We start from the raw sequence: 22521 nt of genomic DNA, 5'->3' as shown, positions 1-22521 counted from the left end.
AAATCGTACGGAAATTGAGCTTTCGATTCCTTGTCTGCTACCAATTCAACCGCGTATAGCAGCCCAATTCCGCGCACATCGTCTACGATAGTGAGACCCACATTGCCAACGTGGCGGGCCCATTCCTGCCAGCGTCTTATATTAAGGAGGTGCGCGAGCTTGCCGACGAGCACGCCCTGCCGCTGCACCTCGATGGCGCCTGCGTCTTCAACGCAGCGATTGCCTCGAACTGGACGGCGGCGAAGATCGCAGAGGATGTCAACTCGATCATATTTAGCCTGTCGAAAGGACTCGCCGCGCCGTTCGGCTCGATGGTGTGCGGGCCACGGCACTTCGTCGAGCGGGTGCGACGTTACCGGAAGCTTCTGGGGAGGCGGCCTCCGCCAAGCTGGGTTCATGCCCAGCGCGGGTATCGTGACGCTTCAAACTATGGTGGACCGGCTGATCGAAGACCACCGACGCGCGCAGCTGCTGGCGGAGAAGATTCGGGACGTTCCCGGCATTCGCCTGGAGCTTCGGGTCATAGATACTAACATGGTGTTCTTCCGGCTCGAACAGGACGGCCTGTCAACCCCGGGATTCCTGGCTAGCTGTCGGATCGGGGGGTGCGCATGGGCACTCTCCGCGAGGGCGTCGTTCGCGCGGTCGTCCACTATCTCGTCAGCGACAACGATGTCGATGCGGCGGCAAAAGCCATTCGATCGATCCTGCAGGCGGAGCCACCGACCAGGTACAATACGATCTTTGGTGTATGCGAGGTATTGCGACTGCCAGACCTCCCGCTAGTGCGCGGGGCGCTTCGCTGGGGCTCGCAAAAGCTGCGAATATTTCAACTCCCACCGTTTTGTGCCGCCGGCTTCAGCCGCTGACACCCTCTGGCGCAAACTTCGCACCCCCCTGCCCGCTTTTTGCTTGTTTCTCGACAATTGGTCGAACTCGACTACTGGATTCTCGCCGGCGATGTGGCTGCCCTCGGCTACTTCGTGATTTAAAGATCGTCGACGCGACACGTTCGTCGGGTCAGAAGCGGCCGCTGCGCGAAGCTAGGACTCGACCGACTTGGCGTTGCAATCATTCTTTAATTCAGTGCGTGAAGGCGTATGAAAGCGGAGCGCTTTGCTACCTGCTACCGCCCTATTACGTGACGGCGGCCGGGCTTTACGGCTTTATAACCGTGATCGACGAGGCGGCTCTAGGAGAGGCTGCCGCTGGATCCGCACGGCTCGGCCATCACGTGCCCGCCGCGAAACGCGCCCAACGGCGAGATCGAGGCCACGCTCGGCCTACCACCCGGCTGGGGCGGGAGACATGGCCTTGGAGATTGGTGGCATCGTCCGCACCACGGTCGGCTTGTTGCTGCTTGCGACCTCGACGTCGGATCATCTGCTGCCGCCGAGCGCTCCGCCGGTCGAAACGCAAGATACACTTACACTTAACTCAACTTAACAATACGTGTGCGTTGATAGTGATAGAGTTTCGGGCTGCCAGCCTCGGTGAAGCGGGCGAATGACGGCGCCCAGAGCCTAGCAACCGACAGCTTTGTGCACCTGTGCACCACTGACAACATCCAGCGCAAATAGCTGCGGAGCTGAGACTATGGAACGCCTGCCGATAACTGCGGTCACTCAACTTCGAGGGCTGGCAACCAGGGTGTCCGACCAGTTTGCCTTGGTCCCGTCGGTGCATCTCCCGAAGGCAGCCGGGGAGGCGTTTGCGGTCGAGTTCGGCCGATTTCTCGACCAGACTAATGGTGCTGCGCAATCTGAGCAGTTGTTCAAGCTGTTGTCTGCTTTTGCCTTGAACTTTGATTGCCCGTGGACCGCCTATGGCCTTCCTGCATCCGACCAGAAATTTTTTAAGCCGGTCCGACGCTATCCGGCAGTCATGCTGAATTATCCTGATGCATGGCAGGAGCGCTATATCGAAATGGGCTATGATAAGATAGACCCAATCATCAAGACGAGTCGAAAGCGGGCAGGCGCCTTTCGATGGAGCGAAGTCTACAATGACACAAGCACGACTGAAGACGAACGGCGCGTGTTCGACGAGGCTGCGACGTTCGGCATAAGGTCAGGCATTAGCGTTCCATTGCATGGCCCTGATGGCAGCTTTGCCATCATGAGCTTTGCTCAATCCTGGGACCGCGAATTCCAAACTAAAACAATCACCTACCTGCAACTTGCCGCGGTTCATTTCCATGTGAGGGTCGCGGACTTCGCGAGTTCAAGTGGCAGCGAGGAAGCTCCCCATCTTTCCCCAAGAGAGAAAGAGTGTATTCTGTGGACGGCGAGAGGGAAATCGTCATGGGAGATAGGAAAGATATTAGGAATATCAGTGAATACTGTCAATTTTCATTTGAAAAAAGCAAAGCAAAAATTGGATACATCTAGCAGAGCGCTCGCATCTATAAAGGCAATAAAATTCGGCATTATCGAGGTATAGGCGTTTTGTGCTCATCTTCTGGAACGTTGCGTCAAGCCGGCATTAAAGTCGCCCAAGATGCGGGTTAGGCGAGCGCGGCAACAAGACACGCCCACGTCGGCGGTCCCACGCTGAAGCGGTCCAATGGCGCCTGTCGCTCAGCGAAGATCGGGTAGCGTGGCCGCTTGGGATCGATGCCGGTGATCCGGAACCATTCGCTTCCAGTGCGGAACTCGCGTTCGAAGTCCGAAGGCGCAAATCCGTAGTGCGCTGCCAAGAACTCGAACCTGTCTGTTTCAAGATTGAATGCCGTGCCGTCGGAGCGGGAATGCTGAGGCGGAGGATGCGCTATTTTGCATAAAATATTATAGACTAAACTCTGACACCTATAGTTTCGGCAGTCTCGTAACAAAACCGTCAAAGAAATTCACATATTCTTTGCGGTCGCAGGTCACGGACAATGATACCTTTGGCGCTAGCGTCAGGTCGGGCAGGGATACAGAGCTGATGCCTGTTCGCCTTAGATCCGGCACGCCTGCAAAAGAGGGGCAATTTGATGGCAAAAAGAGCGCTCATCTCGGTTGAAGGCCATGTAAGGGATAATGGTCTGAGGTACGTGCAAGCTGCCCGGCGCCTTGGCTTGACCCAATTACCTTGTCGGCAGATCCAAGTCAGTGCGGCTATCTGGAGGCGGAGGTGAATGAGGCAATCCGTGTCAACATGCCTAGGGGAAGCAAAGGATATGAAAAGTGCAATTGTTCTAGGTGCCGGTATGATCGGCGTAGCCACAGCCGTACATCTGCAGCAGCGGGGTTGGTCAGTTGTGCTCCTCGATCGCAAGGAACCAGGCCGTGAGACTAGTTACGCCAGTGCGGGGATTATCCAGAGTGAAGCCGTGCGGCCATATGCAATGTCGCATGACTGGCGCGAAATCGCTAATATTGCGCTCGGTCGCAGCAATAAGGTGCGCTATCATCTTGCAGCGCTACCGCGTCACCTTGGCCCACTGTTGGGCTACTGGTGGCATTCATTTCCTGTGCGACACACGCGCGCTTCACAGGCATACGCGCAAATTATTGGCTGCGCGGCTCGCGAGCATGAGGTTTTTATCCGGCAATCTAACGCGCGCCATTTGATTCGCCGTGACGGCTTTCGGATTTTATACCGCCGACAGTCGGCTCTTGAGGCGGCAGTCGCAGAGGCCGAAAGTTTGCGCCAGGCCTATGGTGTCAAGTTCAGCCTTATTCCGAGCATGGAGCGGATGCGGCGCTTGACGCGTCGATGGTCCTGCTCGATCCGATTATTGAGGTACTTGCTCTTGCGGACACGGATTGGTTTCAGTGAGCGCCGCGATCGATCCCGCAAACGGTTTTCAGCATCGCAGGAAATAATCGCCTCGTGATTTGTCTGGCTGCCGTCGATAACAATGCGACGATGGAAGCGTTTTGCTGGCCGGCAGGTCACGGTTTTCGCTGAAGAAGAATTCGACCGTGTCGCCGACGCTGTCGATGGCGCGATAGAGGTACATCCATTGGCCGCGAACCTTGACGTTTGGTCCATATGCCACTTGCCGGTGACGGCACGCTTCGCCGGTTGAAACACTCCCAGCAGCCGAGACGAGAAGTAGACGACCCAGCGATGCACACGGTGGAGTGATCGACGTTCAGGCCGCGTTCGGCCATCATCTCTTCCAGATCGCGCAGGATCAGATTGTAGGCTAGATACCAGCGCACGCACAGCAGATCACGGATCGATCAAATGGCGGCTTTTGAACATGACAAACTCCCGGAAAGAACGAGCAGGTGTCATGCGCAATTGACCCCTCCGAACGGTTTGCGACAGAACCGGCGTAGGCGCTCGCGCTCTTCGTGTCGCGTCGCATCGGCTGACGGTTTCGCCAGTGAGATTTGCGGCGGCGTGGGTTATAGTCGCTTCTCCGTTGGAGCGTTGGCTTTATGGGTCACCTGGAAAACCCAATAGTGTGCGACGTCTTCCTTGATGTATTTGCCGTCGTTTAGACACTGTGCCGTCACAAGCACGCCCGCATCCTGGAGACGCCGCGCCTCGTCTTCGAAGCACGCGGTCTCCGCATAGCTCTTGCGGGTGCTTGCAACGATGAATCCGTTTGGGCGCGTGACGCGAGCCAGTTCGCGCAGCGCGTCCGGGCGGACATGTCCTAGCGTGAAGACGCCACAGCAGACGGTGAGGTCATAGCTCGCGCTGGAGTAGTCGGAGAGCGGAGCGTTAAGGTCAACGGCGCCTCTCACGTGGCGGTAGATGCCGGTTTGCCTGGCCTGTTCGGCCATCTCCTCGGAGAGGTCGATCCCGTCGATCAACCGGAAGCCGAGGCGTTCCAGTTCCACGCCGACGAGGCCTGTTCCGCAGCCGGCATCGAGGATTGCGATGGCTGCTCGCTGCCCGTCCAAATAGGCTGTCTGCACGGCACCCGCCAGTTCCGCCACGATCATCGGCCCCCAATACCCACTGCGGACGATATCCAACTCGTAGGAACTAGCCCATCCGCGATAGAAGTGGGCCAAGCGATCGGCGTCGCTGTCGAGGGCGTGGAGAGCCTTGAGGCGCTTTCGAACAACTTGCTCCAGTTTCGTCTGCTTCTTCATGACAGTTCCTCCGTACGGGGGCAGATGAGATGCGGTATAATCGTCGGCGGCGCAATGGCCGCGGTTGAATCTACAAGCTGTTCGTTATCGTACTGCGCAGTATGGCTGTCCGACCAAGCGGAGGCGCTTACGCTCCAGGTGATCCGGTCGTATATTAGGCCATTGCTCAGATCCATGCGGCGTCCGAGATCAAACGCCTCGTCAAGGATCAGGCAGTTGCTTTCGGTGAACTCCCTGGGCCGACACTCGCGCAAGCGTATCTGGATTTCGCTGAGCGCCAGTTCGACGACGCGCAGATGGCTGTCGTACCGGTCGAACTTCCGTACCGCCTCGCTATAGCGCTTTCGACCGCGCGCCCGATCGGCAGTCCCACGCCGCGCTCGTCGGCCAGCTGGACGGTCAGGCCCATATCCTTCACCGTGATCTCCAGAGTGCAAGAGCGATCATAGCTGCCATCCAGGGGCGAACTGCTCGATTGGCGAATACACGCCCATTGCTTCCGCCCGACGGGCGATCTTGATCGTATTGTGGTAAGCAGTGGTGAAGGTGCCGACCCATACGCTGACCGGTGGCATTCCGGCCAAAGCCCCTTGCTCGCGACTCATGTTGTCAAAAACGTCGTGTGGCATCGGCAGGCAGGTGATCACAATGTCGCAATCGCGGGATCGCCCCATGCTGCCAGTACCAATGAATGCGATTTTTTGGCCGTTGGCGGAAACGAGCGGCGCACGGCCCTTATAGCCTCTACAGCAGACATGGGACGTCCTTTACAAGTAAAGTTACGATTGGGTTTTTCCCGGTGAAATTCCAAATATCAACACTTTAGTCGGAATAAAAACCCAATTTTTGTTAAAAACAATGCAATATATATTAAATATATGTTGAATTATTATTTTATTTCATACCTGTCACATAACATTTCCGGAAGACCCGCTTCGCAATCGAGAGCTTGTCCTACGAAATAGCGAAATTGCCGGTTCTGTCGCAAACCTTTCGGAAAGGTCATTTGCGCATGACACCTGCTCATTCTCAGCTTCCCGCAAGGTCTCGCGGCTGGCCCGCCGGGTCAATGGCGAAAGGAATCACCATGACTGACATCGCTGGGTATGAAGACAGTGTCGCCACGAACGGTATCGATCTTGGCAAGATTAGCTTTCATCTCATCGGAATGGATGCACGCGGGAAAGTGATCATGCGACAGAAACTGCCGCGTGGACGACTGAATCAGTATATGGCCAACCTCCAGCCGTGCTTGGTGGGCGTCACTGCCACTCGCCGCGCCAACGCGACGACGGCCTTCTGACGACCCCGTCGTTTCGCGACATTTCTTTCAACCAGGACCGTTTCGTCACACGCGTCGGCAGGCATTGGGGTCATAGAGGAGCGTGCGCATCATGCCGTCGCCGCATAGCGAGACGCGGCCGACGCGACGACTTTCGCCGGACTGATTGAGTACCGGCGTCAGACCCAACGCTGGACCAACGGCCTTCGAGTTGCTGAAGCGGGCCGGAACATCGATTGTGGAACTGAAGGCCAGAGAGACGACAGGTCCGACGCCGGGGGTCGTCATCAAGCGCCTCCAAACCTCGTCACCTCGGACGATCGACAGCAGCTTCCGATGGAGTTTCGCGAACTCTTCGCGCAGTTTCCGCCTGGCGGCCAGCAACGGGTCGATGATGTCGCCGATCTCAGGCACGTCCTCGACGAGTTCGCGAATTCGCTCTTCAGACTTGACTGCACCGACGGTGCCGACCTTGAGCCCAAAGTTGCGCAAACCGCGGATGTCGTTCTCGAAGGCGACTGCCTTCTCCTGCGGCAAGTCCGTCCTCGCCCGTTTCGACGGCGGCATAAGCGGCGTTCTGGTTCTGGCCGAGGTAGAAAGCGGCTGCGGGTCGCCGAGCGTCTGGCGCGCTGCATCGACGATCGTCATTGCCATCCTCGTAGCCGGCGGCGATCATCTTGGCGCGGAAGCCGATCATATCTGCAAAGCTGTGGATGACCTGGTCGGGGCAGCGACCAACCGGCTGCGCTCCGATCCGGTCTTCAAGATGACCCAGGATGCACTGCTCTATCGTCGGGATCTGGCCTTCCAGTCGACGATGTGCCGGCTGGAGAACCTGCCCGGCGTGCGCGAGCTGGTCGCCATGGGCCGGGCGATAGTCGACCTTCACTGTGCCTCCTTCCGGCAGGTGTCGAAGCGGAACGTGCTCGACATTGACGACACCTTTGATGCCGTGCATGGCGACCAGCAAATTGCGCCTGTTCAGCGCCCATTACGACGAATACGGCTTTCAGCCGATCGTGGTGTACGATGGCGATGGCCGGTTCGTCAGTGCGGTTCTTTGGCCGGCCAAGCGCCAGCAGTAGACATCCTCATAGAGCGCCTTGGCCTGCCCGCTGGCAAGGTTGGTGACTATGAAACGGGTAGGCGCCGGCATGCAGGAACAGCCGGAACTGGTTGGCCGTCGGTCTTGTGTAGGATGTGCGGCCGGCGGCAAGATGCGTCTTCCACGACTTGATGTGGTTCTCGGCCGCGCCGTGCGCAGGCCCCACATGAGCCAGCTATCACGCCGGAGCCGATCGAAAGCCAGAATCGTGTGTTGCTGGACGCCTCCGCGCCTCGCCTGCACGCCGATCCAGAGACCGCCGTCGCTGAAAAGTTCGAGGCCCTTGTGACGCTCGACGTCGCTAACAGCCGCATTAAGGATTTCTACGATCTCTGGATGATCGGGCAATCCTTCCAGTTCGATCTGTCTCTTCTCTCATCTGCGCTCCGGCACACTTGATGGATTGCGCCGCTGGAGGAGAGGTCTCTTTTGTATAGCGAGTGGCCGTCCCGATTATGTCCGCTTTGAGACCGATTTTGACATAGAACGCCGTCTCAGGTGCGCAACACCCACGCTGGAAGGGCGTATGTTGACATAAAGATGTGTTTATGTGAATTAGACGCGACTGTCGCCTTGAGGATGGAAAATGTCGCAAAGTTCTTTCATCGCTGGACGACCTGTTCGGTCCCGTCGTGGCAAAACCCGACGGTTCGGAAGTCCTTGCAGCGCTGAGGGCCGCGGCGCGGGAGCACCTCATCCTCGACGGCGCCATGGGCACGCAGATCCAGGGCCTCGGCTTCGACGAGGGCCATTTTCGCGGCGAACCCTTCGCCGGCTGCGCCTGACACCAGCAGGGCAACAACGACCTTTTGATCCTGACGCAGCCGAAGGCGATCGAGGAGATCCACTATCCATACGCCATATCAGGCGCCGACATTCTCGAGACCAATACCTTCTCCTCGACCTCCATCGCCCAGGCCGACTACGGCATGGAGGATGCCGTCTATGCGCTGAATCGCGACGGCGAGCGGCTGGGGCGGCGCGCAGCGGTGAGTGTGGTCTGTTCCGGTTGTAATCCTCCTTCCATAGATCGATTGCTACCCGCGCTTGCGTGAGGGTGGAGAACAGCGTTTCGTTCAAGCATTCGTCGCGAAACCGGCCGTTGAAGCTCTCCACGTATCCGTTCTGCATCGGCTTGCCGGGTGCGATGTAATGCCATTCGATGCCATCGCTTCGATGACCCTGTAGATAATGTTCGGGTCTTCCACCTGGATGAGAAGCTCGTGTTGAGGACGGTGAGGGCCGCCATCACGCGTACCCTGTGTTTGCTATGGACGAGACCTTTTCCCTTGCCGGTGGAAGCCGCCTGGTTCGATGATACGACTTGACCAGCGTCACGCAGCGAGAGCATGCTGGCGAACAGAGAGACTTTGACTGTCTTCTCCATTTCCTTCCGCTTAGGACGTTGTCCGAGACGATCGTGCGAGACCTGCCGCGGCGGGCGATGACGGCATCCAGCTCCCAGACGACGCGGGCGCCCGACAGCGACGTATCCGCGACCAGAGCCAGGCATTCCCGCGTGAAGTCGTCGACGACGGCCAGAACCCGGAACCGCCGACCATCTGTGAAGGCGTCGCTGACGAAGTCCAGGCTCCAGCGCTCGTTCATCCGGCCCGGCGCGATCATCGGCCTTCTTGTTCCCAAGGCCCGCTTGCGGCGCCACGCTTGCGGACCTGGAGCTTCTCCTCCCGGTAAAGCCGCCGCAGCTTCTTCTGGTTCATCACGATCCCTTGCCGTTCAAGCATGAATGTGGATGCGCCGGTAGCCGAAGCGGCGTCGTTCGGCTGCCACCGTCTTCATCGCAGCTCGAGAGACGGCATCATCCGGCCGGATGCTTATGTAGCGAACGCTCGAGCGATCGACGAAAAGAGCCTTGCACGCCCGACGCTGGCTCGCCCCATGCTGCTCGCAGGCGTGGGCCACAGCGCATCGCTTGGCATCGGGCGTCACCATTAATGGGATGGTCCGCCTCGTCCTCCTGCCGCATCATGAGGCTGTCAAACCGAAGGAGGTTGCAATGCCAAAACGCAATGTGCCGCGCCCTGCCGCGGTCTACGGAATTGATATCGGTAAGAACATATTCCACGTTGTCGGCCTTGGAAGCGACGGCGTGCCTGCGGGCGTCGGAAACGTCCATACCGCCGAACTTGGCCTTGTATTTGTAGAAAGTCGCTTCCGAGATCCCGTGCTTGCGGCAGACATCGGCGGTCTTCATTCCCGCCTCCTGCTCCTTCAAGATCGCGATGACTTGTTCTTCCGTGAACCGTGAACGCTTCATTCGTCCGTCTCCTTGGTCGGAACGGACTCTACCAAAAACTGGAGGAGCTTCGGGGTCTCAGGTCACCGCGCATATTGTTCGGGATGGCCAATCATCGGCAACGGGATGTCGCCTACTGGAGCATCGACGCGGCGGTCGACTCCTACGACATTCCAGACGCTCTCTCTGTTCCTGCGGAAAGATCAGCCGCGGGGGCGTCAATGAAAACCCGACTTAACGTCTTCGGATGTGCCCGTTCATGGGGTTACGGCGCGACGTCTTGGCCAAAGGGTATGCAACCGATCACGCCGTGTTTGCCAGCGTCGCCAGGATCCACAACCGGATCAACGAGACGCTCTTCGACAGACCGCAGGATTATGCGCCCCGATTCGCAACCAACCCAGCGGCGGCATCGACCCCCGGCCGTGGTGCCCGCGGTTCTACGCGGCCATGAATCTCAACATCAAAAGCTGGAGACGGCTACTCGACCTCGACAACCCCAACCACGGCCTGCTGCTGCCGATCCTGATCTACTGCGTCGACAAAAAGCGGAAGCCCGTCCTCGGCAAGCCCAGGCCGGGGCCCGAGACCGCGCACTTCATCGAGCACGAGGCGTACAAAGACATCGCCCTCGTCATCCCCGCCGTCAGCGATCACCCGTTATGACGATCCGGAGTGATCGGCGGCGACGCGAGGACCAACGGCTGCCTTACTATAGAGCACTACTAAACGATTTCTGGAAAGGTGCCTCGGCGCATCGCTTACACCTGAACCAGCGCGGCGCCAAGATCGTTATCTCACAGCACTCACGCCCGCGCTTCTCCCATGCCGCTTGACAAAGGAACTCTACAAATAGCGCCACCTGATCGAGAACTTCTTCTGCAAACTCAAGGAGTTCAAGCGTATCGCCATGCGAGCCGACAAAACCTATCAGAGCTTTGCAGCCATCATCAATCTCGCAGCCGCCGTCATTAACTCACGCTTGATCTCAACAAGCCTTAGTCCATCGGGGGGCCGCGTTGGGCCGAGTTAGGCTGCAGTTGGATCACTCCTATGCCATTCTCTATTGCGATTCGCGTGCCAAATGGCTTCGAGAGTTTCTGGAGACGCTCCAGAATAGCTGCTGCTTGTGGTGCTGGTGCGAGCCGCGGCACTCCCCGGTTGGCAAATCTATTTGAACGCCTGAGTTCTATTGGGTGGAGCAACAATTGAACGAGCTGGTTCTGCTCAAAGCAGCTGATGGCGACAACACTCTCATAGAAAATCGTGTCAGATTGGGGGCCTGCAAGTCCCTCCGCCGTTGGATACCCTTTTGCTACCTCGTTGACAGTCACTCGGCATCTGTATCGACCCGCGGGTCCATGCCGTAGATAGCGTACGCGTCTGCACCTAGTGGTGTCCGAAGGTCCTGACAGAAGAAATTTCCCAAGCTAAAAAAAATAGGTCGACCTTTGTAGATCTCGATGCCTCGTAACTGGTGCGGTCCATGCACGATGTATGCGTCTGCCCCTGCATCAATGAGCTTGCGGGCAAACGATTGTTCGTAATCAGACGGTTCTTGGCTCCACACCCCTGGCTCGTGCTCGTGGTTCGTAACGATGCAGAAGTCGGACATCTGCTTGCCCCGGCGAAGATTGCGCTGAATATCGGCGATGTCAAACGAGTTAGGTTCGAAGCTGTAACCTACTTTGTCGCCCGCTTTGAAGATGACCCCGTCGAGAACGACCTGGCTGGGATCTTTTCCAGCCGGGTTGTAGCCTGGCAGCACTTCGCGCACCTGCCTGAGGTTCTCTAGCATCGTCGGCGGAACCACGATACGCTTTGTCAATCGGAGAGGATTGAGCCCCGGTCTGCCTGGCGCCTCGCCCGCAGGACCGCCGGCGCGAGCCATTGCTGCGAACGTCGTCGCAAAGGAGACCAGCGCCACCCTTCCGCGCGGAGTCTCAAGGAAGCGAGCAGCTCCGGCCTGAGCAAGGTTCTCTCCCGCCCCGGCGTGGACGATCCCGTTCTTATCAAGGATGCGGCTAGTCTCGCGCATGCCTTCAACGCCCCAGTCGAGCGTGTGGTTGTTCGCGCGACTTAACATATCGAAACCCATGGCCTTTAAGTCAGGCCCCAACTCGGGGTCGCTGATGCAAAAGGCCCCGCCGAAGTCAGCCTCCGGGTAACCTTTGGACTGAACCTCCAAGATGTTGGTTTCCAAGTTGCCAAAGGTGACGTCGGCCCCATCAAAAATCCGGAGGACATCGGTCAGGCCGGGATAGTGACCTTTTACTACTGGCCGCGCATAAAGAATGTCGCCAACTGCCGCCATGGTAAAGCCGTCATCGACGTTTGTGGCAATTGAACCAACGATGTCAAAGCCCCCGTCCTGCGGGATCTGAGGGCGACTGTTCTCGTGCGAATCTCTATCCATAGTTTTGCTCCATGGGCTGACTTCCAAGACCAAATCCGTTCTACTTTGTCGGTCCTTCGTTCCCGCGCTTGGGACGATCTTCATGACGGTGAGGCCAGGGGCCTGGCCTCAAGCGAATTGAGGATTGCCTAGACGGCGTGCGCCACGCGCTAGCCCGCGCAAGCGGATCCAAGCTTGCTCGCGGCGCCGATTATGAGAAGGTCCCTGCCCAGTGCCAACGTCTGCGGCATAACGATCGGGTCATTGCCCGCTTAACGCCACTGGGCGCGACGAGAAGGCGGTCGCCTCGATGCTATGGATCTGCGCACATACGAGATCGAGCCGCTTAAGCAAAGCGGTAGAGCTCGGCGCGGATCTTGTCCGGCAGCCACGTTTCCTCCGCGGTGCGGAAGGCCATGAGCTTGGCGGCCCGTTCCACAGGCCTAAATGGAAGCTCCGAATGGCGAAACGGGCGAGAATCGCCTTGACGCGGTTGACCAGCCGCGACTGCTCACCGGCCAAGGGTTGTCGTTCGCGGTCCGGCTGCCGCTCGTCCCCCCTCTTCGAACGTCGGATCGCCGCCATACTACAACTCTCACCGCGCAGCCAGCCGAAAAAGGCGGGCATCAAAAAACTCGTTGAGACGATCGGTCTTGGCGCGCCGGTGCTGACGTGAGCCGGCAACGCTGGGGATGGCAAAGCCTCGACGTCGCACGCCCACATTTCGATGACCGCGACGATCGTATTATCCTGTTCGAGAGCGGTAACCAGCTCGCGTCAAAAAGCTGCGACATGCGACCTCCTTGTGATGGTCGATCTATCAGAGCCGAAGAAACGCCGCACCCTCGCCGCTCGCCCCATAGCATCTACTCGCCGGGACACCACCCATTGCCAAGGCAAGGCGCCAGTACCATTGGACGTTGTCCATATATCCACTCCTTAGGTGGCTGGGTGCCGATCAATGAGTTCTTTTACCCTCCTTTTGCGGTGCACCTCAGCGTGAGCCCAGCGTTCCGATATATCCGCGCTTTTCAGCTGCATGTCCCGAAGGAGCGCTTTTGCTACGGAAAGCTGGTCGTCGGTTGATCGTTTTCCAGGTCCTCCCCCGAACTGCAGAGCATCCCTGCACTCTTCGAGACTTTCCGGTAATACGCCAGCGAGGTGGCTGGCCAACTCGCTTCGGCGCTCCGCGGCGCAGCTATCCTGAGACAGACGCCTGGCGATCTGGCCAATTATTGTGTGGGCCTTCCTGAAAGGAACGCCTCGCGACGCCATCCGTTCGGCGGCGACAGCCGTCATCGATGAGCCGTCTTCCAGATTTTCACGCATCGACCTCTCGTTGAACGACATGAACCTCACGATTAGCGACGTGAGGATAATGGCCCGCTTCAGGGCATCTTCTGCTAGGCCCAATGAAGAGCAGCCGTAGTTGCTCGTTTCGATCGAGTTGCTGAAAGGCGATTTGCAGGTGGCTGTTGCCGCGGAAACGTAGGCTCCAACCACGGTGCTTGCCGACCCCTTAATGTGTTCAAGCAAAAACGGGTTCTTCTTTTGGGGGAGCATGGAAGAGCCGCCGGCAAGACTGTGAGGAACGTCGATGAGCGCGAACTCCCGCGTCGTCCAAACCTGCAGGTCCTGGGCCACACGACTGAGCAAAATTGAAACGCCAGCGAAGACTGAAAGCCCTTGCAGGTGATGATCGCGGCTTGCAACCGCATCAAGTGAGTTGAATGACGGTAATTCGAATCCCAGAAGATTTGCGGTCTTCAAGGGATCTATAGGCATACTGGTGCCTCCGCCAGCACCAGCTCCCATAGGGCAGTTCCTGATGTCTTCCAGCAGGCAATGGAGGCGCTGGCGCTCGCGTCCCAGAGCGAAAAAGACACCGAGCAGGTAGTGCCCTGGCGACCCAGGGAGTGCGATCTGGTACTGACTGTACAACGGAGCCACAAGTCTCGATGCTTCCTCCACTCGCTGAAGCAGGGCATCTTGGGCAGTTCCTATTCCTTGCGAGATGGAACACGCAGCTTCCCGAAGGGCCAGGAGAGAAATAGTCGCGTTCAAGTCGTTGCGGGACCTCGCGAGGTGCAGCCAGCCGGCCTTTTCCGGGCCAGCTCTGGCGGCAAGTTCGGCCTCATAGGCAAGGTAGAGGCCACGCGGAGCATCGCGGCCCTCCAACGATTGAAAGCCATCATCCTGGAGGTCCAAGATGTGCTTGAGGAGATCGGCAGCGACTGCCTGGCTGATCAGACCCTGGTCCGCGAGCATCACCAGGTGTGCTTCGTCGATGGTCGCCTGGTGCTGCAGAAGGCGGCCATCGCGCGAGAGTTCGATAGGTGGAGCGAGCAACTTCATCGCTTCGGGATGTAGGTTCCAGCTGCCCTGGCTTGACCCAGCAACTTGCTTGTCGTCCGGCTCTCCGGTAGCCGCCTCAATATCCATCACAATGGAATCGATCATCCGTTCAGCTGCCGCGGCGGCGGCATTGAGTTCATCAGCGACGCCAATGGCGTAGGCAACCCGGTCTCTAAAGTCGCCATTGATTTGAACTTCCTCCCCCTCAGATTTCAGAAGACCCGCTTCAGGCACGGTCGGCTCTCTATTTCGAGAGAAGCCTAGGCGTTTGAGCTTGCCGGACTTGTGAACAAGTCGGAAACGGATGGCTCCCGCCTTTGCGCTCGCCCGTGGAGGCGTGAACGCTTCTCCCGCGTAAAGTTCGATCACCATGTCCAGGATTGAGGTACCCGACGTGTGCGAGAGCATGACTGGAATCATTCCTCCAGCCAACCTGGGATTGACCTCAATGATGACGGGCCCCGACTCCGCTATCACGAACTCCACATGAGCCGGTCCGAACTTCAGGCCCAGCGCCGAAACCGCTCGCGCAGCAAAAGGAGCCAGTTCCTTGAGGGACGGCTCCGTAAGCGGGGCCGGGAAATCGTGCCCTACCTCGACGAAGCAGGGGGCCGGCCCTTTGTGCTTGGCAAGAATTCCAAGGCAATGCAGCGTCCCATCGTACGCAATTATCTCTGCAGAGTATTCTTTACCCTCTATATATTTCTGGATGAGGATGTCGGGACTGGGCAGATCCACTTGATCGAGCAGTGCGCCCTTTGCATTCTCAAACGCCTTGATGGCGGCTGCGGCACTATCGCACAACCGCACGCCGCTACTTCCACTGCCGGACACCGGCTTGACGACCACCGGCAGAGTAGCTTGGGCAAGAATATTCTCGACGTCTCTGATGGATGTGGCCAGCCGAGTTTCAGGGATCGCGATTGATTGTCGTTGTAACTCGGCCGCTTGCTTCCATTTGTTTCGGCATGTGGCTATAGCCTCCGGATTAGGTGCTGGTAAGCCCATTGCCGTCGCGACACGTGACGCTGCTTCCACAAAATAATCCGACGACGAATATATTCCTGCAAGCCTCCTTAATTTGGCGGCGACCCCGATGAGTTCATCCGGGCTACGGGTTTCAGCTTCGATCACTTGAGCGACCGAGTCCTTAAGGAACGGATAGCGCGCAGGATTGCGGGTAACGAGGTAGGTCTCAAAGCCCAGGAGTCGGGCCCGCTTCATCAATAATTCGCCAGTGCCAGTCGTGTTGCTTTCCACGAAAAGGAAGCTACCTCTGTTCATCAAATTTCCTCCAAAAGGCTCAAGACAGCTTCCCGGCTTTTCCGCTTCCAAAGATATCGGTTCCATGGCGGGAGAGCGGTCGAAGGGTGATTTTCGGTTGCCGGCGCTTCCAGCAGAACACCTTCATGTAGACATCCGTTCTGCTTGAGCCACTCGTGGTCGTAAACGGCTTCAACGTAGCGGTGGCCTTCATCAGGACATATGACGACTACGGTCTCTCCTGAATACTGTCGAGCGCGCCAACGCCCGACGATGTAGCTCGCTCCGGAGGTCGGACCGGCGAAAACGGCGTGCCGCTCGTGGAGGGTTCGCGTTGCAGCAAATGCGAGCGGAGCCGAGATGAAATGCACCTCGTCATACAGTTCATGCTTCACGTTCTTGGGGACAAGACTGTTCCCCAGCCCCCGCAGTTTCCGTTCGCCATCCTGTTGGCCAAAAATGACGCTGTTAAATGTGTCCACTCCAATCAGGCGCGCGCCAGGGGCTTTTTGGCGGAGGCGCTCTATCGTTCCGCAAGTAGAGCCGCCAGACCCCACAGAACCGACCAAAGTTACGTCGGCGTCCAACATCCCCGATATCTGATCGGCGAAGAGCTTATAGGCCGCGGGGTTGTCCGGTGTTTCGTATTGCCGGGGCCAGAAACAGGACTGGCCCAACTGTCTCATCCTAGCGTGTAATGCGTCGAGGCGGCTTCTTTGATAGCCACCCTGCTTCGCCTTTTCAGTTATGATGAAGACGTCGGCTCCCAAGGAGGTCAACCTGTTTTCCAGGCCTTTGTCCATCACTGGGTCTGTGAAGATTTCGAGCTGGAATCCACGTTCCCGACAAACTACCGCCAAACCCAGTGCGAAGGTTCCGCTCGATGTCTCGAGAACCTTCATGCCGTGAGTCAAAGTCCCTCGAGCCAGCGCTTGCTCGACGATGTACTTCGCAGGGAGAAGCTTCATGAAGGCGAACTGCGCGAGATATAGGTTTGTCCCACACCTAATAATGCTGGGGAGAGCATAGGCATCAGAATAGCTGGTGAATGGCAGGCGTTTGCGGGCGGAGTTCATATTACTTACCTCACCGGCAGCCAGTCATGGTCAGATATATTCTTGGCGAGTTGTCGAACGGCGATACATAGGAGAGCACGGACCGAAGCTTTTGTGAGAAGTCGGCCGCCATTCGATCAAGTAGGATTCCAATCATTGTGCCGCTGTGCGCGACTATGACCCCAAGAGCGTCAGTGGCCTCGGATACTTTCAGCATCGAGTTCAGATGCTCCTTTGGAGCCCGCTCCTGATGCAGGAGGGCGCTGGCTGTAGCTATTCTGCCTATCGTGGCCGTGTCACCCTGCGAAATTGCTATCCGTGCGCGGTCGAGTAATTCGTGATACTCTGCTCTTTGACTGGCGGAGTTTTCACCCCGCCGTTGATCATAGTCGACGGTTTCGACCGTCCCTCCTTCATCGATACCAACGATTGCAAGCGGCGGCATTTGCCCAAGGAAGGAGAGAAGGCTACATGCTCGCTGTTGATATGCGACCACGCCAGGGTACATCACCCCGTCGGATGGCTCGATCTCCGCCATTAGCTTCTCAATCAACGATGTCGGGACTCTACGCTTGAAGCACCCGGCGATTGACCGTGCAGTCGCAACAAGGTCCGCAGACGAACTCGCCAGCCCTTTGCCTTCTGGGAGTTCAGATTGCAAAAGGAGGATTCCTCCTGAGACGCCGAGCGCAATCACGAAATTCTCAGCCAGTCGTTTTGCTTTGACTTTATGTGACGGATAAACGGTTACGGATCGTGTGCCTGCAATCGGCATGAAGTGAGCTCGCGCAAAGAGCGCGATGGGCATCGTGACCAAGAAGTGAGGGTCCCGGGGAACCGAGCCGACCGGCAGCTGACCTTGCAGCAACTCGCCGAATGTGCCGCAACAAAGAGCGTCGCTAGAATGAACCCTTGGCTGCTGCGCATCCTCGGCGATAATCTGCGTTGCATCCGAGCCATCGAACGTCTGGTGATACACGTATGGGCTCCAAACTTCATCGGCGGCCGCCTCGAGAAGTTCTCTAGTCGACATGCTCGCACCGCTTCCCAGAGGGCCGATAGGATGTATAGAATTTTGGACCGCCATATCACTTCCCCGTCAGGTACATCGAAGTGGGATTTGCTGGTACGAGACGAGACCCGATCATCCGAACAGGGCTCGCGTTTCAGTTGGGGTACTTTCAAGTACCTAGGGCGCTAGGTGTCTGATTCAGACGTGGGGTGAACGTAGCATTGTTAGGGATTTTAGGTCGCAAAGGTTCTGTGAAATTACTTGTAGAATCTGTTGCACCGTTTGATTACCGGCGGCGTTGCATGGAGCGTCTCAGCGAATTTCGGTGGCTGTGACGTCGCCATTTTGCGCAGGGAGTGATCCCGCTTTGCGTGCTCTGATATGTGGGGAGACTGCATGCCCCCATTGCTTGGCGAACAACTCCTCAGCCTGGGCCGAAACGGTGTCCACGATCCGTGCCGGAGCCTCCCTTGGCCGCCCAGCACTCCTTCCGCAGCAAGATCAAGGTAACGAGCGCATGAACTTTCGCGTATCGCGAGGAATTGGCGGCGCACCCAGCAGCATGGCCGTGTGGCCGTTATAGCCGCATGCCATCTCATCTGAGGTTTCAGAGGGCTGGCAAGGGTCTGCTTGACGCCTCATTCATCGGCAATGCGCCCATATACGCTTTCAATCCGATCGGCGGACCGACTTCGGCTTCCCCTCAATCGATGCGACGATACCGGTTTCAGCCAATGCGCTTCGATGCGATTATACCGAAGGAAACCAGCTTTTCCGTCACAAACCTCGCAGTGCAGTGAGCGGATACACGACCGTCACCGACTTCCTGCGCGACGTCCGTCCTGCGGCAGCGGAGCGGGGCTACGAGGTTCGCTTCGAGACCCCGCCCGGCGAGCAGGCGCAGGTCGACTTCGCCCAGTTCAATGTCGTCTTTACCGACGAACCAACGACACCGAGGATCGTCTGGCTATTCTCTCTGGTGCTCGGCTTCAGCCGCTTGATCTGGGCACGCTTCGTCGTCCACCAGGATCTACCGACGCTTCTACGTTGTCATGCCGCCGCCTTCGAGGCGCTGGGCGGCGCTCCTCGCGAAGTGCTTTACGATCGTATGAAGACGGCTGTGATCGGCGAAGGTGAGGCCGGCGGCATCGTCTACAACCGTGCCCTCGTCGATCTTGCCCGGCACTATGGTTTCCATCCCAAGGCCTGTCGGCCTTATCGCGCCAAAACGAAAGGCAAGGTCGAGCGACCGTTCCGCTACATTCGCGAGGACTTCTTCCTGGCCCGGTCCTTTCGCAATCTCGAAGACCTGAACGCCCAGTTGCGTCACTGGCTGGACACGGTCGCAAACCCGAGAGTTCACGCCACCACAAGGCGTGTCGTCAACGAAGCTTTCGCCGAGGAGCGGGCAGCGCTGCGGCCGCTGCCATTGGCTCCGTTCAGATCGGTCCTGAAGCTCGAGCGACGCATCAGCCGGGAGGGCATGGTCAGCGTCGGCGGCAATTTCTACAGCGTGCCCGACGCCACCAGGCGCCGTGTCGTCGAGGTGCACACGCTGGCCGAAGAGGTGCGCATCTTCGAGGACGGCGCGCTGATTGCCACCCATCCCATTCTCGAAGACCGGCATCAGCGTCATGTCGAGCCCGGTCATCGCAACATCCAAGTCCACAAGCGCCGACAGAGACCGAAGAACGACGACGTCACCCTTCACGGCTCCGGTGACAGGGTCGCTCAGCGCCCGTTGGCCTTCTACGATGCCGTCGCCCGGGTGATGGCGAAGGAGCGGCGTCCATGACGAACGCGCTCGATACCACGCCATCCACGATCGATCGTATCCGCCACGACCTCGTCGGCCTGAAGATGCCGCGGGCGCTCGAAGCGCTCGATCATATCGTGCGCCGGCTCGAGCAAGGCGAGATCGCCGCCCTCGAAGCCATGGACATCCTCCTCTCGGAAGAGTTGACCCTGCGCGAGAACAGCCGGATCAAGACGGCACTGCGCATGGGGCGCCTGGCCACGATCAAGACGCTCGCCGGCTTCGACTTCTCTTTCCAGCCCTCGCTCGACCGCGATCGAATCTTCACGCTTGCCCAACTCGGCTTCGTCGCCCGCTGCGAGGTCGTCCATCTCCTCGGGCCGCCCGGCACAGGCAAGAGCCATCTGGCCATCGCCCTTGCCGTCGAAGCCGTGAAGGCCGGAAAGAGCGTCTATTTCTGCACGCTCGCCGAACTCATCGCCGCGCTGGCAAGGGCCGAACGCGAAGGCCGCCTGCAGGAACGCATCCGCTTCTTCTGCCGGCCTGCTCTGCTCGTCGTCGACGAGATCGGCTACCTGCCCGTCGTCCACGGTGGCGGCAATCTGTTCTTCCAACTCGTCAACGCCCGCTATGAGAAGGGCGCCATGATCCTCACTTCAAATCGCGGCTTTGCCGAATGGGGCGAGGTCTTCGGCGACCCTGTCGTCGCAACCGCACTTCTCGATCGCCTGCTTCACCACGCGGTTGTCGTCCAGATCGAAGGATCGAGCTATCGGCTCCGCCAGCACGCCGAGCTCATGCCCGAACACCTGCGATCAAAAGCCTCCATCACGCCGCCGACACTAAATCCACCATCGCGGCCGCGCGGCCGGCCACCGAAAAATGGACACCCCTCCGCGATACCCTGAGCGGCGAAACTGGGGAATTTTACTTCGGCACTTTTGGGGAAAATTCGAGCGGCATTGACAGCGGCATCCGTCTTCCCACGCTTTACGTATGGCTTCACATAGGACGGCGGCATCAGACGGACGTCATGTCCCATCTGCTGAAGTCTGCGTCCCCAGTCGTGAGAGCCTGCGCAAGCCTCCATGCCGATCAGGCATCGCGGAAGCTTCTGGAAAAACGCGAGCAACTGGCTGCGGCGAAGCTGGCGGCGCACGAGAACCCAACCGTTCTCGTCTACACCATGAATCTGGAAGACGCTCTTTGCGAGGTCGATACCGACTGTGGCAAGCTCTGACATGGATGGCTCCCTCCAAACGGGACAATGACAGCCCGACTATGGCGCAATGCGACGCCGAGAGCAGGAGCCATCCACACCATCAATCGAGAAACTGTTCGCCAAGCTCAAGCACTGCATGCGACGGGCCGCTAAACGAAGCGTCGAGGCCGTGCACGACGCCATCGCCAACACCCTTGACGACGTCAACCCAAACGAATGCAACAACTACATCGAAAGCGCAGGCTACAAGTCAACCTAAATGCGAAACGCTCTAGCACCCAGTATTTGCGGACTGTGGCGCGGAAAACGGCTCTTGCCATCTCCTCGCGGCACGGATCTCGCTGAGCTGATCTGCGTTCAAAGGCTCTGAACTCTCCATCTAATCGATAAGAATACATCCGTCTTGTGGATGCATTGCATCGAAACAATCGATTTTACGACGAGTAACGGACATGAAAAGACGCCGCTTCGGAAGGCGACGCCTACAAGGAGGTTTCTCCCGTCGTGCGGAAGATGGAGGCGAAGTCCTTCTGGGTCTGATGCCGAGGGCACACCGCACTCGATGTAATCCGCACACTCTTAACATCACCCAAGCTCAGACCCTAGCTAAACGGTCATACAGCGTTGATTGCACCGCGATTGTAGCGCGCAGTTAGTCTTCCTACGCGCCGTTGACTATTCCTGCCCACACGCTTCATTCACGGAAATATCAGAAATGAGTTCACCTCGGCGTACAGCATTCATTACAGGTATCACCGGCCAGGACGGCGCGTTGCTTGCCGAACTGCTGCTTTCGAAGGGCTACATGGTGCATGGCCTGAAGCGGCGAGCCTCGCTGATCGGGAATACCCAGCGCATCGACCACCTCTATCAAGATCCTCATGATGACCATCCCGACATGGTCCTGCATTACGGGGACATGACGGATGCGACAAACCTGATCCGTCTCCTGCAGGAAACGCAGCCCGACGAAATCTACAATCTGGCTGCGCAAAGCCATGTGCAAGTCTCATTCGAGACCCCCGAATATACCGCCAATGCCGATGCGCTCGGCACGCTGCGGCTGCTGGAAGCGATCCGCATTCTTCGCCTTGAGGAAAAAACGCGGTTTTACCAGGCCTCCACATCCGAACTCTACGGTTTAGTCCAGGATGCCCCGCAGAAGGAGACTACCCCGTTTTATCCACGCTCGCCCTATGCAGTGGCTAAGCTCTACGCCTACTGGATCACCGTGAACTACCGCGAGGCATACGGGCTCTATGCAAGTAACGGGATACTGTTCAATCACGAGGGGCCGACGCGCGGCGAAACTTTCATCACGCGCAAGGTGACCCGTGCAGTAGCTGCGATTATGGCCGGCAAGCAGGACTGCCTCTATCTCGGCAACCTGGAGGCAAAGCGCGACTGGGGCTCGGCCCGCGACTATGTCGAGGGCATGTGGCGCATCCTGCAGCACCATGAGCCTGACGATTTTGTGCTCGCGACCGGCGAGACGCATTCGGTCCGCAGCTTTGTCGAGGCTGCCTTCAGGCGGGTCGGGAAGGAGATCGTCTGGGAAGGCGAAGGCGTTGATGAAGTGGGCCGCGAACGCAGGAGCAACCAGGCGCTGATCCGAATAGACAAACGTTATTTCCGTCCGACCGAGGTTGACCTGCTGATCGGTGATGCCGCCAAGGCGGCCACCAAGCTCGATTGGAAGCCCAAGACCACTTTCGATGAGCTCGTCTCGGAAATGGTCGAGGCGGACTGCCGCGCCTACGGAATCGCGCTCGCTTGA

The 22521-nt window shown here is 58.2% G+C and carries 14 protein-coding genes and 14 pseudogenes; 14 read left to right on the top strand and 14 right to left on the bottom strand.

The window, feature by feature from the left end; genetic code table 11:
- The coding region (locus CIT26_RS37130; protein ID WP_206072789.1) for a hypothetical protein at nt 1–188 on the bottom strand (188 nt) is incomplete at its 3' end.
- On the opposite strand from CIT26_RS37130, the pseudogene CIT26_RS38890 reads away from it, so the two are divergent.
- The 5 genes and pseudogenes from CIT26_RS38890 to CIT26_RS37825 all read left to right on the top strand — a co-directional run.
- A pseudogene (locus tag CIT26_RS38890) lies at nt 111–317 on the top strand (beta-eliminating lyase-related protein); the annotation flags it as partial. The gene CIT26_RS37130 and the pseudogene CIT26_RS38890 sit on opposite strands and share 78 nt — an antisense overlap.
- Nucleotides 256–786, top strand: coding sequence for a beta-eliminating lyase-related protein (locus CIT26_RS38885; RefSeq protein ID WP_425350364.1), 531 nt, complete (start codon nt 256–258; stop codon nt 784–786). The pseudogene CIT26_RS38890 and the gene CIT26_RS38885, both read left to right, overlap by 62 nt.
- 391 nt (nt 787–1177) lie before the next feature.
- A pseudogene (locus CIT26_RS37830) lies at nt 1178–1410 on the top strand (hypothetical protein); the annotation flags it as partial.
- A gap of 186 nt (nt 1411–1596) precedes the next feature.
- Nucleotides 1597–2442, top strand: a complete 846-nt coding sequence (locus CIT26_RS20730; protein WP_095494294.1) for a LuxR family transcriptional regulator — start codon at nt 1597–1599, stop codon at nt 2440–2442.
- A gap of 679 nt (nt 2443–3121) precedes the next feature.
- Nucleotides 3122–3634: pseudogene (locus CIT26_RS37825) on the top strand (FAD-dependent oxidoreductase); the annotation flags it as partial.
- A gap of 26 nt (nt 3635–3660) precedes the next feature.
- Here CIT26_RS37825 and CIT26_RS20715 read toward each other — a convergent pair.
- The 3 genes and pseudogenes from CIT26_RS20715 to CIT26_RS37820 all read right to left on the bottom strand — a co-directional run.
- A pseudogene (locus tag CIT26_RS20715) lies at nt 3661–4197 on the bottom strand (IS6 family transposase); the annotation flags it as partial.
- 146 nt (nt 4198–4343) lie between these two features.
- Complete coding sequence (locus tag CIT26_RS20710) at nt 4344–5042, bottom strand: class I SAM-dependent DNA methyltransferase (protein ID WP_095494291.1); 699 nt, start codon at nt 5040–5042, stop codon at nt 4344–4346.
- Between the two features lie 443 nt (nt 5043–5485).
- Nucleotides 5486–5716 carry an NAD(P)-binding domain-containing protein gene (locus CIT26_RS37820; RefSeq protein WP_245319497.1) on the bottom strand — a complete coding sequence of 77 codons (231 nt, stop codon included), beginning with the start codon at nt 5714–5716 and terminating at the stop codon, nt 5486–5488.
- Between the two features lie 413 nt (nt 5717–6129).
- Here CIT26_RS37820 and CIT26_RS36700 point away from each other — a divergent pair, with 413 nt between their 5' ends.
- Nucleotides 6130–6345, top strand: coding sequence for a hypothetical protein (locus tag CIT26_RS36700; RefSeq protein WP_167391472.1), 216 nt, complete (start codon nt 6130–6132; stop codon nt 6343–6345).
- On the opposite strand, the pseudogene CIT26_RS20700 reads toward CIT26_RS36700, so the two are convergent.
- Nucleotides 6306–6861, bottom strand: a pseudogene (locus CIT26_RS20700) (transposase); the annotation flags it as partial. The gene CIT26_RS36700 and the pseudogene CIT26_RS20700 sit on opposite strands and share 40 nt — an antisense overlap.
- On the opposite strand from CIT26_RS20700, the pseudogene CIT26_RS38880 reads away from it, so the two are divergent.
- A pseudogene (locus tag CIT26_RS38880) lies at nt 6824–7400 on the top strand (transposase); the annotation flags it as partial. The pseudogenes CIT26_RS20700 and CIT26_RS38880 overlap by 38 nt on opposite strands.
- Before the next feature lie 66 nt (nt 7401–7466).
- On the opposite strand, the pseudogene CIT26_RS20690 reads toward CIT26_RS38880, so the two are convergent.
- Nucleotides 7467–7586 (bottom strand): annotated as a pseudogene (locus CIT26_RS20690) (transposase); the annotation flags it as partial.
- A gap of 56 nt (nt 7587–7642) precedes the next feature.
- On the opposite strand from CIT26_RS20690, the gene CIT26_RS20685 reads away from it, so the two are divergent.
- The gene (locus tag CIT26_RS20685; RefSeq protein ID WP_245319495.1) at nt 7643–7828 is read left to right on the top strand and encodes a nucleotidyl transferase AbiEii/AbiGii toxin family protein; all 186 of its coding nucleotides are present in this window, start codon (nt 7643–7645) and stop codon (nt 7826–7828) included.
- 311 nt (nt 7829–8139) lie between these two features.
- A pseudogene (locus tag CIT26_RS37800) lies at nt 8140–8421 on the top strand (homocysteine S-methyltransferase family protein); the annotation flags it as partial.
- Here CIT26_RS37800 and CIT26_RS20675 read toward each other — a convergent pair.
- The 3 pseudogenes from CIT26_RS20675 to CIT26_RS20665 all read right to left on the bottom strand — a co-directional run.
- Nucleotides 8414–8593: pseudogene (locus tag CIT26_RS20675) on the bottom strand (integrase core domain-containing protein); the annotation flags it as partial. The pseudogenes CIT26_RS37800 and CIT26_RS20675 overlap by 8 nt on opposite strands.
- A 240-nt stretch (nt 8594–8833) precedes the next feature.
- Nucleotides 8834–9382 (bottom strand): annotated as a pseudogene (locus CIT26_RS37795) (DDE-type integrase/transposase/recombinase); the annotation flags it as partial.
- 159 nt (nt 9383–9541) lie between these two features.
- Nucleotides 9542–9707 (bottom strand): annotated as a pseudogene (locus CIT26_RS20665) (transposase); the annotation flags it as partial.
- A 429-nt stretch (nt 9708–10136) separates the two neighbouring features.
- On the opposite strand from CIT26_RS20665, the gene CIT26_RS37125 reads away from it, so the two are divergent.
- Nucleotides 10137–10352 carry a hypothetical protein gene (locus CIT26_RS37125; protein WP_206072788.1) on the top strand — a complete coding sequence of 72 codons (216 nt, stop codon included), beginning with the start codon at nt 10137–10139 and terminating at the stop codon, nt 10350–10352.
- Nucleotides 10353–10684: 332 nt separating this feature from the next.
- Here the strand turns inward: CIT26_RS37125 and CIT26_RS20650 are convergent.
- A pseudogene (locus CIT26_RS20650) lies at nt 10685–12102 on the bottom strand (CapA family protein).
- 439 nt (nt 12103–12541) lie between these two features.
- On the opposite strand from CIT26_RS20650, the gene CIT26_RS36030 reads away from it, so the two are divergent.
- The gene (locus CIT26_RS36030) at nt 12542–12757 is read left to right on the top strand and encodes a hypothetical protein (RefSeq protein WP_143747880.1); all 216 of its coding nucleotides are present in this window, start codon (nt 12542–12544) and stop codon (nt 12755–12757) included.
- Between the two features lie 263 nt (nt 12758–13020).
- On the opposite strand, the gene CIT26_RS20645 is transcribed toward CIT26_RS36030, so the two are convergent.
- From CIT26_RS20645 to CIT26_RS20635, 3 genes are read right to left on the bottom strand one after another with little or no spacing between them, the layout of a single operon-like run.
- Nucleotides 13021–15720 (bottom strand): lyase family protein, encoded by a 2700-nt coding sequence (locus CIT26_RS20645; RefSeq protein WP_095494287.1) that lies wholly within the window; start codon nt 15718–15720, stop codon nt 13021–13023.
- A complete protein-coding gene (locus tag CIT26_RS20640) occupies nt 15720–16775 on the bottom strand; it encodes a cysteine synthase family protein (RefSeq protein ID WP_095494286.1) in 1056 nt (351 codons plus the stop codon). The genes CIT26_RS20645 and CIT26_RS20640 overlap by 1 nt, the downstream gene beginning before the upstream one ends.
- Nucleotides 16776–16785: 10 nt before the next feature.
- Nucleotides 16786–17733 carry a GHMP family kinase ATP-binding protein gene (locus tag CIT26_RS20635; RefSeq protein WP_245319494.1) on the bottom strand — a complete coding sequence of 316 codons (948 nt, stop codon included), beginning with the start codon at nt 17731–17733 and terminating at the stop codon, nt 16786–16788.
- Between the two features lie 838 nt (nt 17734–18571).
- Between CIT26_RS20635 and istA the strand changes: the two are divergent.
- Both istA and istB read left to right on the top strand, forming a co-directional pair.
- Nucleotides 18572–19561 (top strand): annotated as a pseudogene (istA, locus tag CIT26_RS20625) (IS21 family transposase); the annotation flags it as partial.
- Nucleotides 19558–20430, top strand: coding sequence for an IS21-like element helper ATPase IstB (gene istB / locus CIT26_RS20620; RefSeq protein WP_095494283.1), 873 nt, complete (start codon nt 19558–19560; stop codon nt 20428–20430). The pseudogene istA and the gene istB, both read left to right, overlap by 4 nt.
- 59 nt (nt 20431–20489) lie before the next feature.
- Here istB and CIT26_RS20615 read toward each other — a convergent pair.
- A pseudogene (locus tag CIT26_RS20615) lies at nt 20490–20765 on the bottom strand (IS110 family transposase); the annotation flags it as partial.
- Between the two features lie 694 nt (nt 20766–21459).
- On the opposite strand from CIT26_RS20615, the gene gmd reads away from it, so the two are divergent.
- The gene (gene gmd / locus CIT26_RS20605) at nt 21460–22521 is read left to right on the top strand and encodes a GDP-mannose 4,6-dehydratase (RefSeq protein WP_095494281.1); all 1062 of its coding nucleotides are present in this window, start codon (nt 21460–21462) and stop codon (nt 22519–22521) included.

The sequence above is a fragment of the Mesorhizobium temperatum genome, from assembly GCF_002284575.1.
Lineage (GTDB): Bacteria > Pseudomonadota > Alphaproteobacteria > Rhizobiales > Rhizobiaceae > Mesorhizobium > Mesorhizobium temperatum.
The sequence above is the reverse complement of the archived record's forward strand: the minus strand, read 5'-3'. Positions and strand labels throughout refer to the sequence as shown.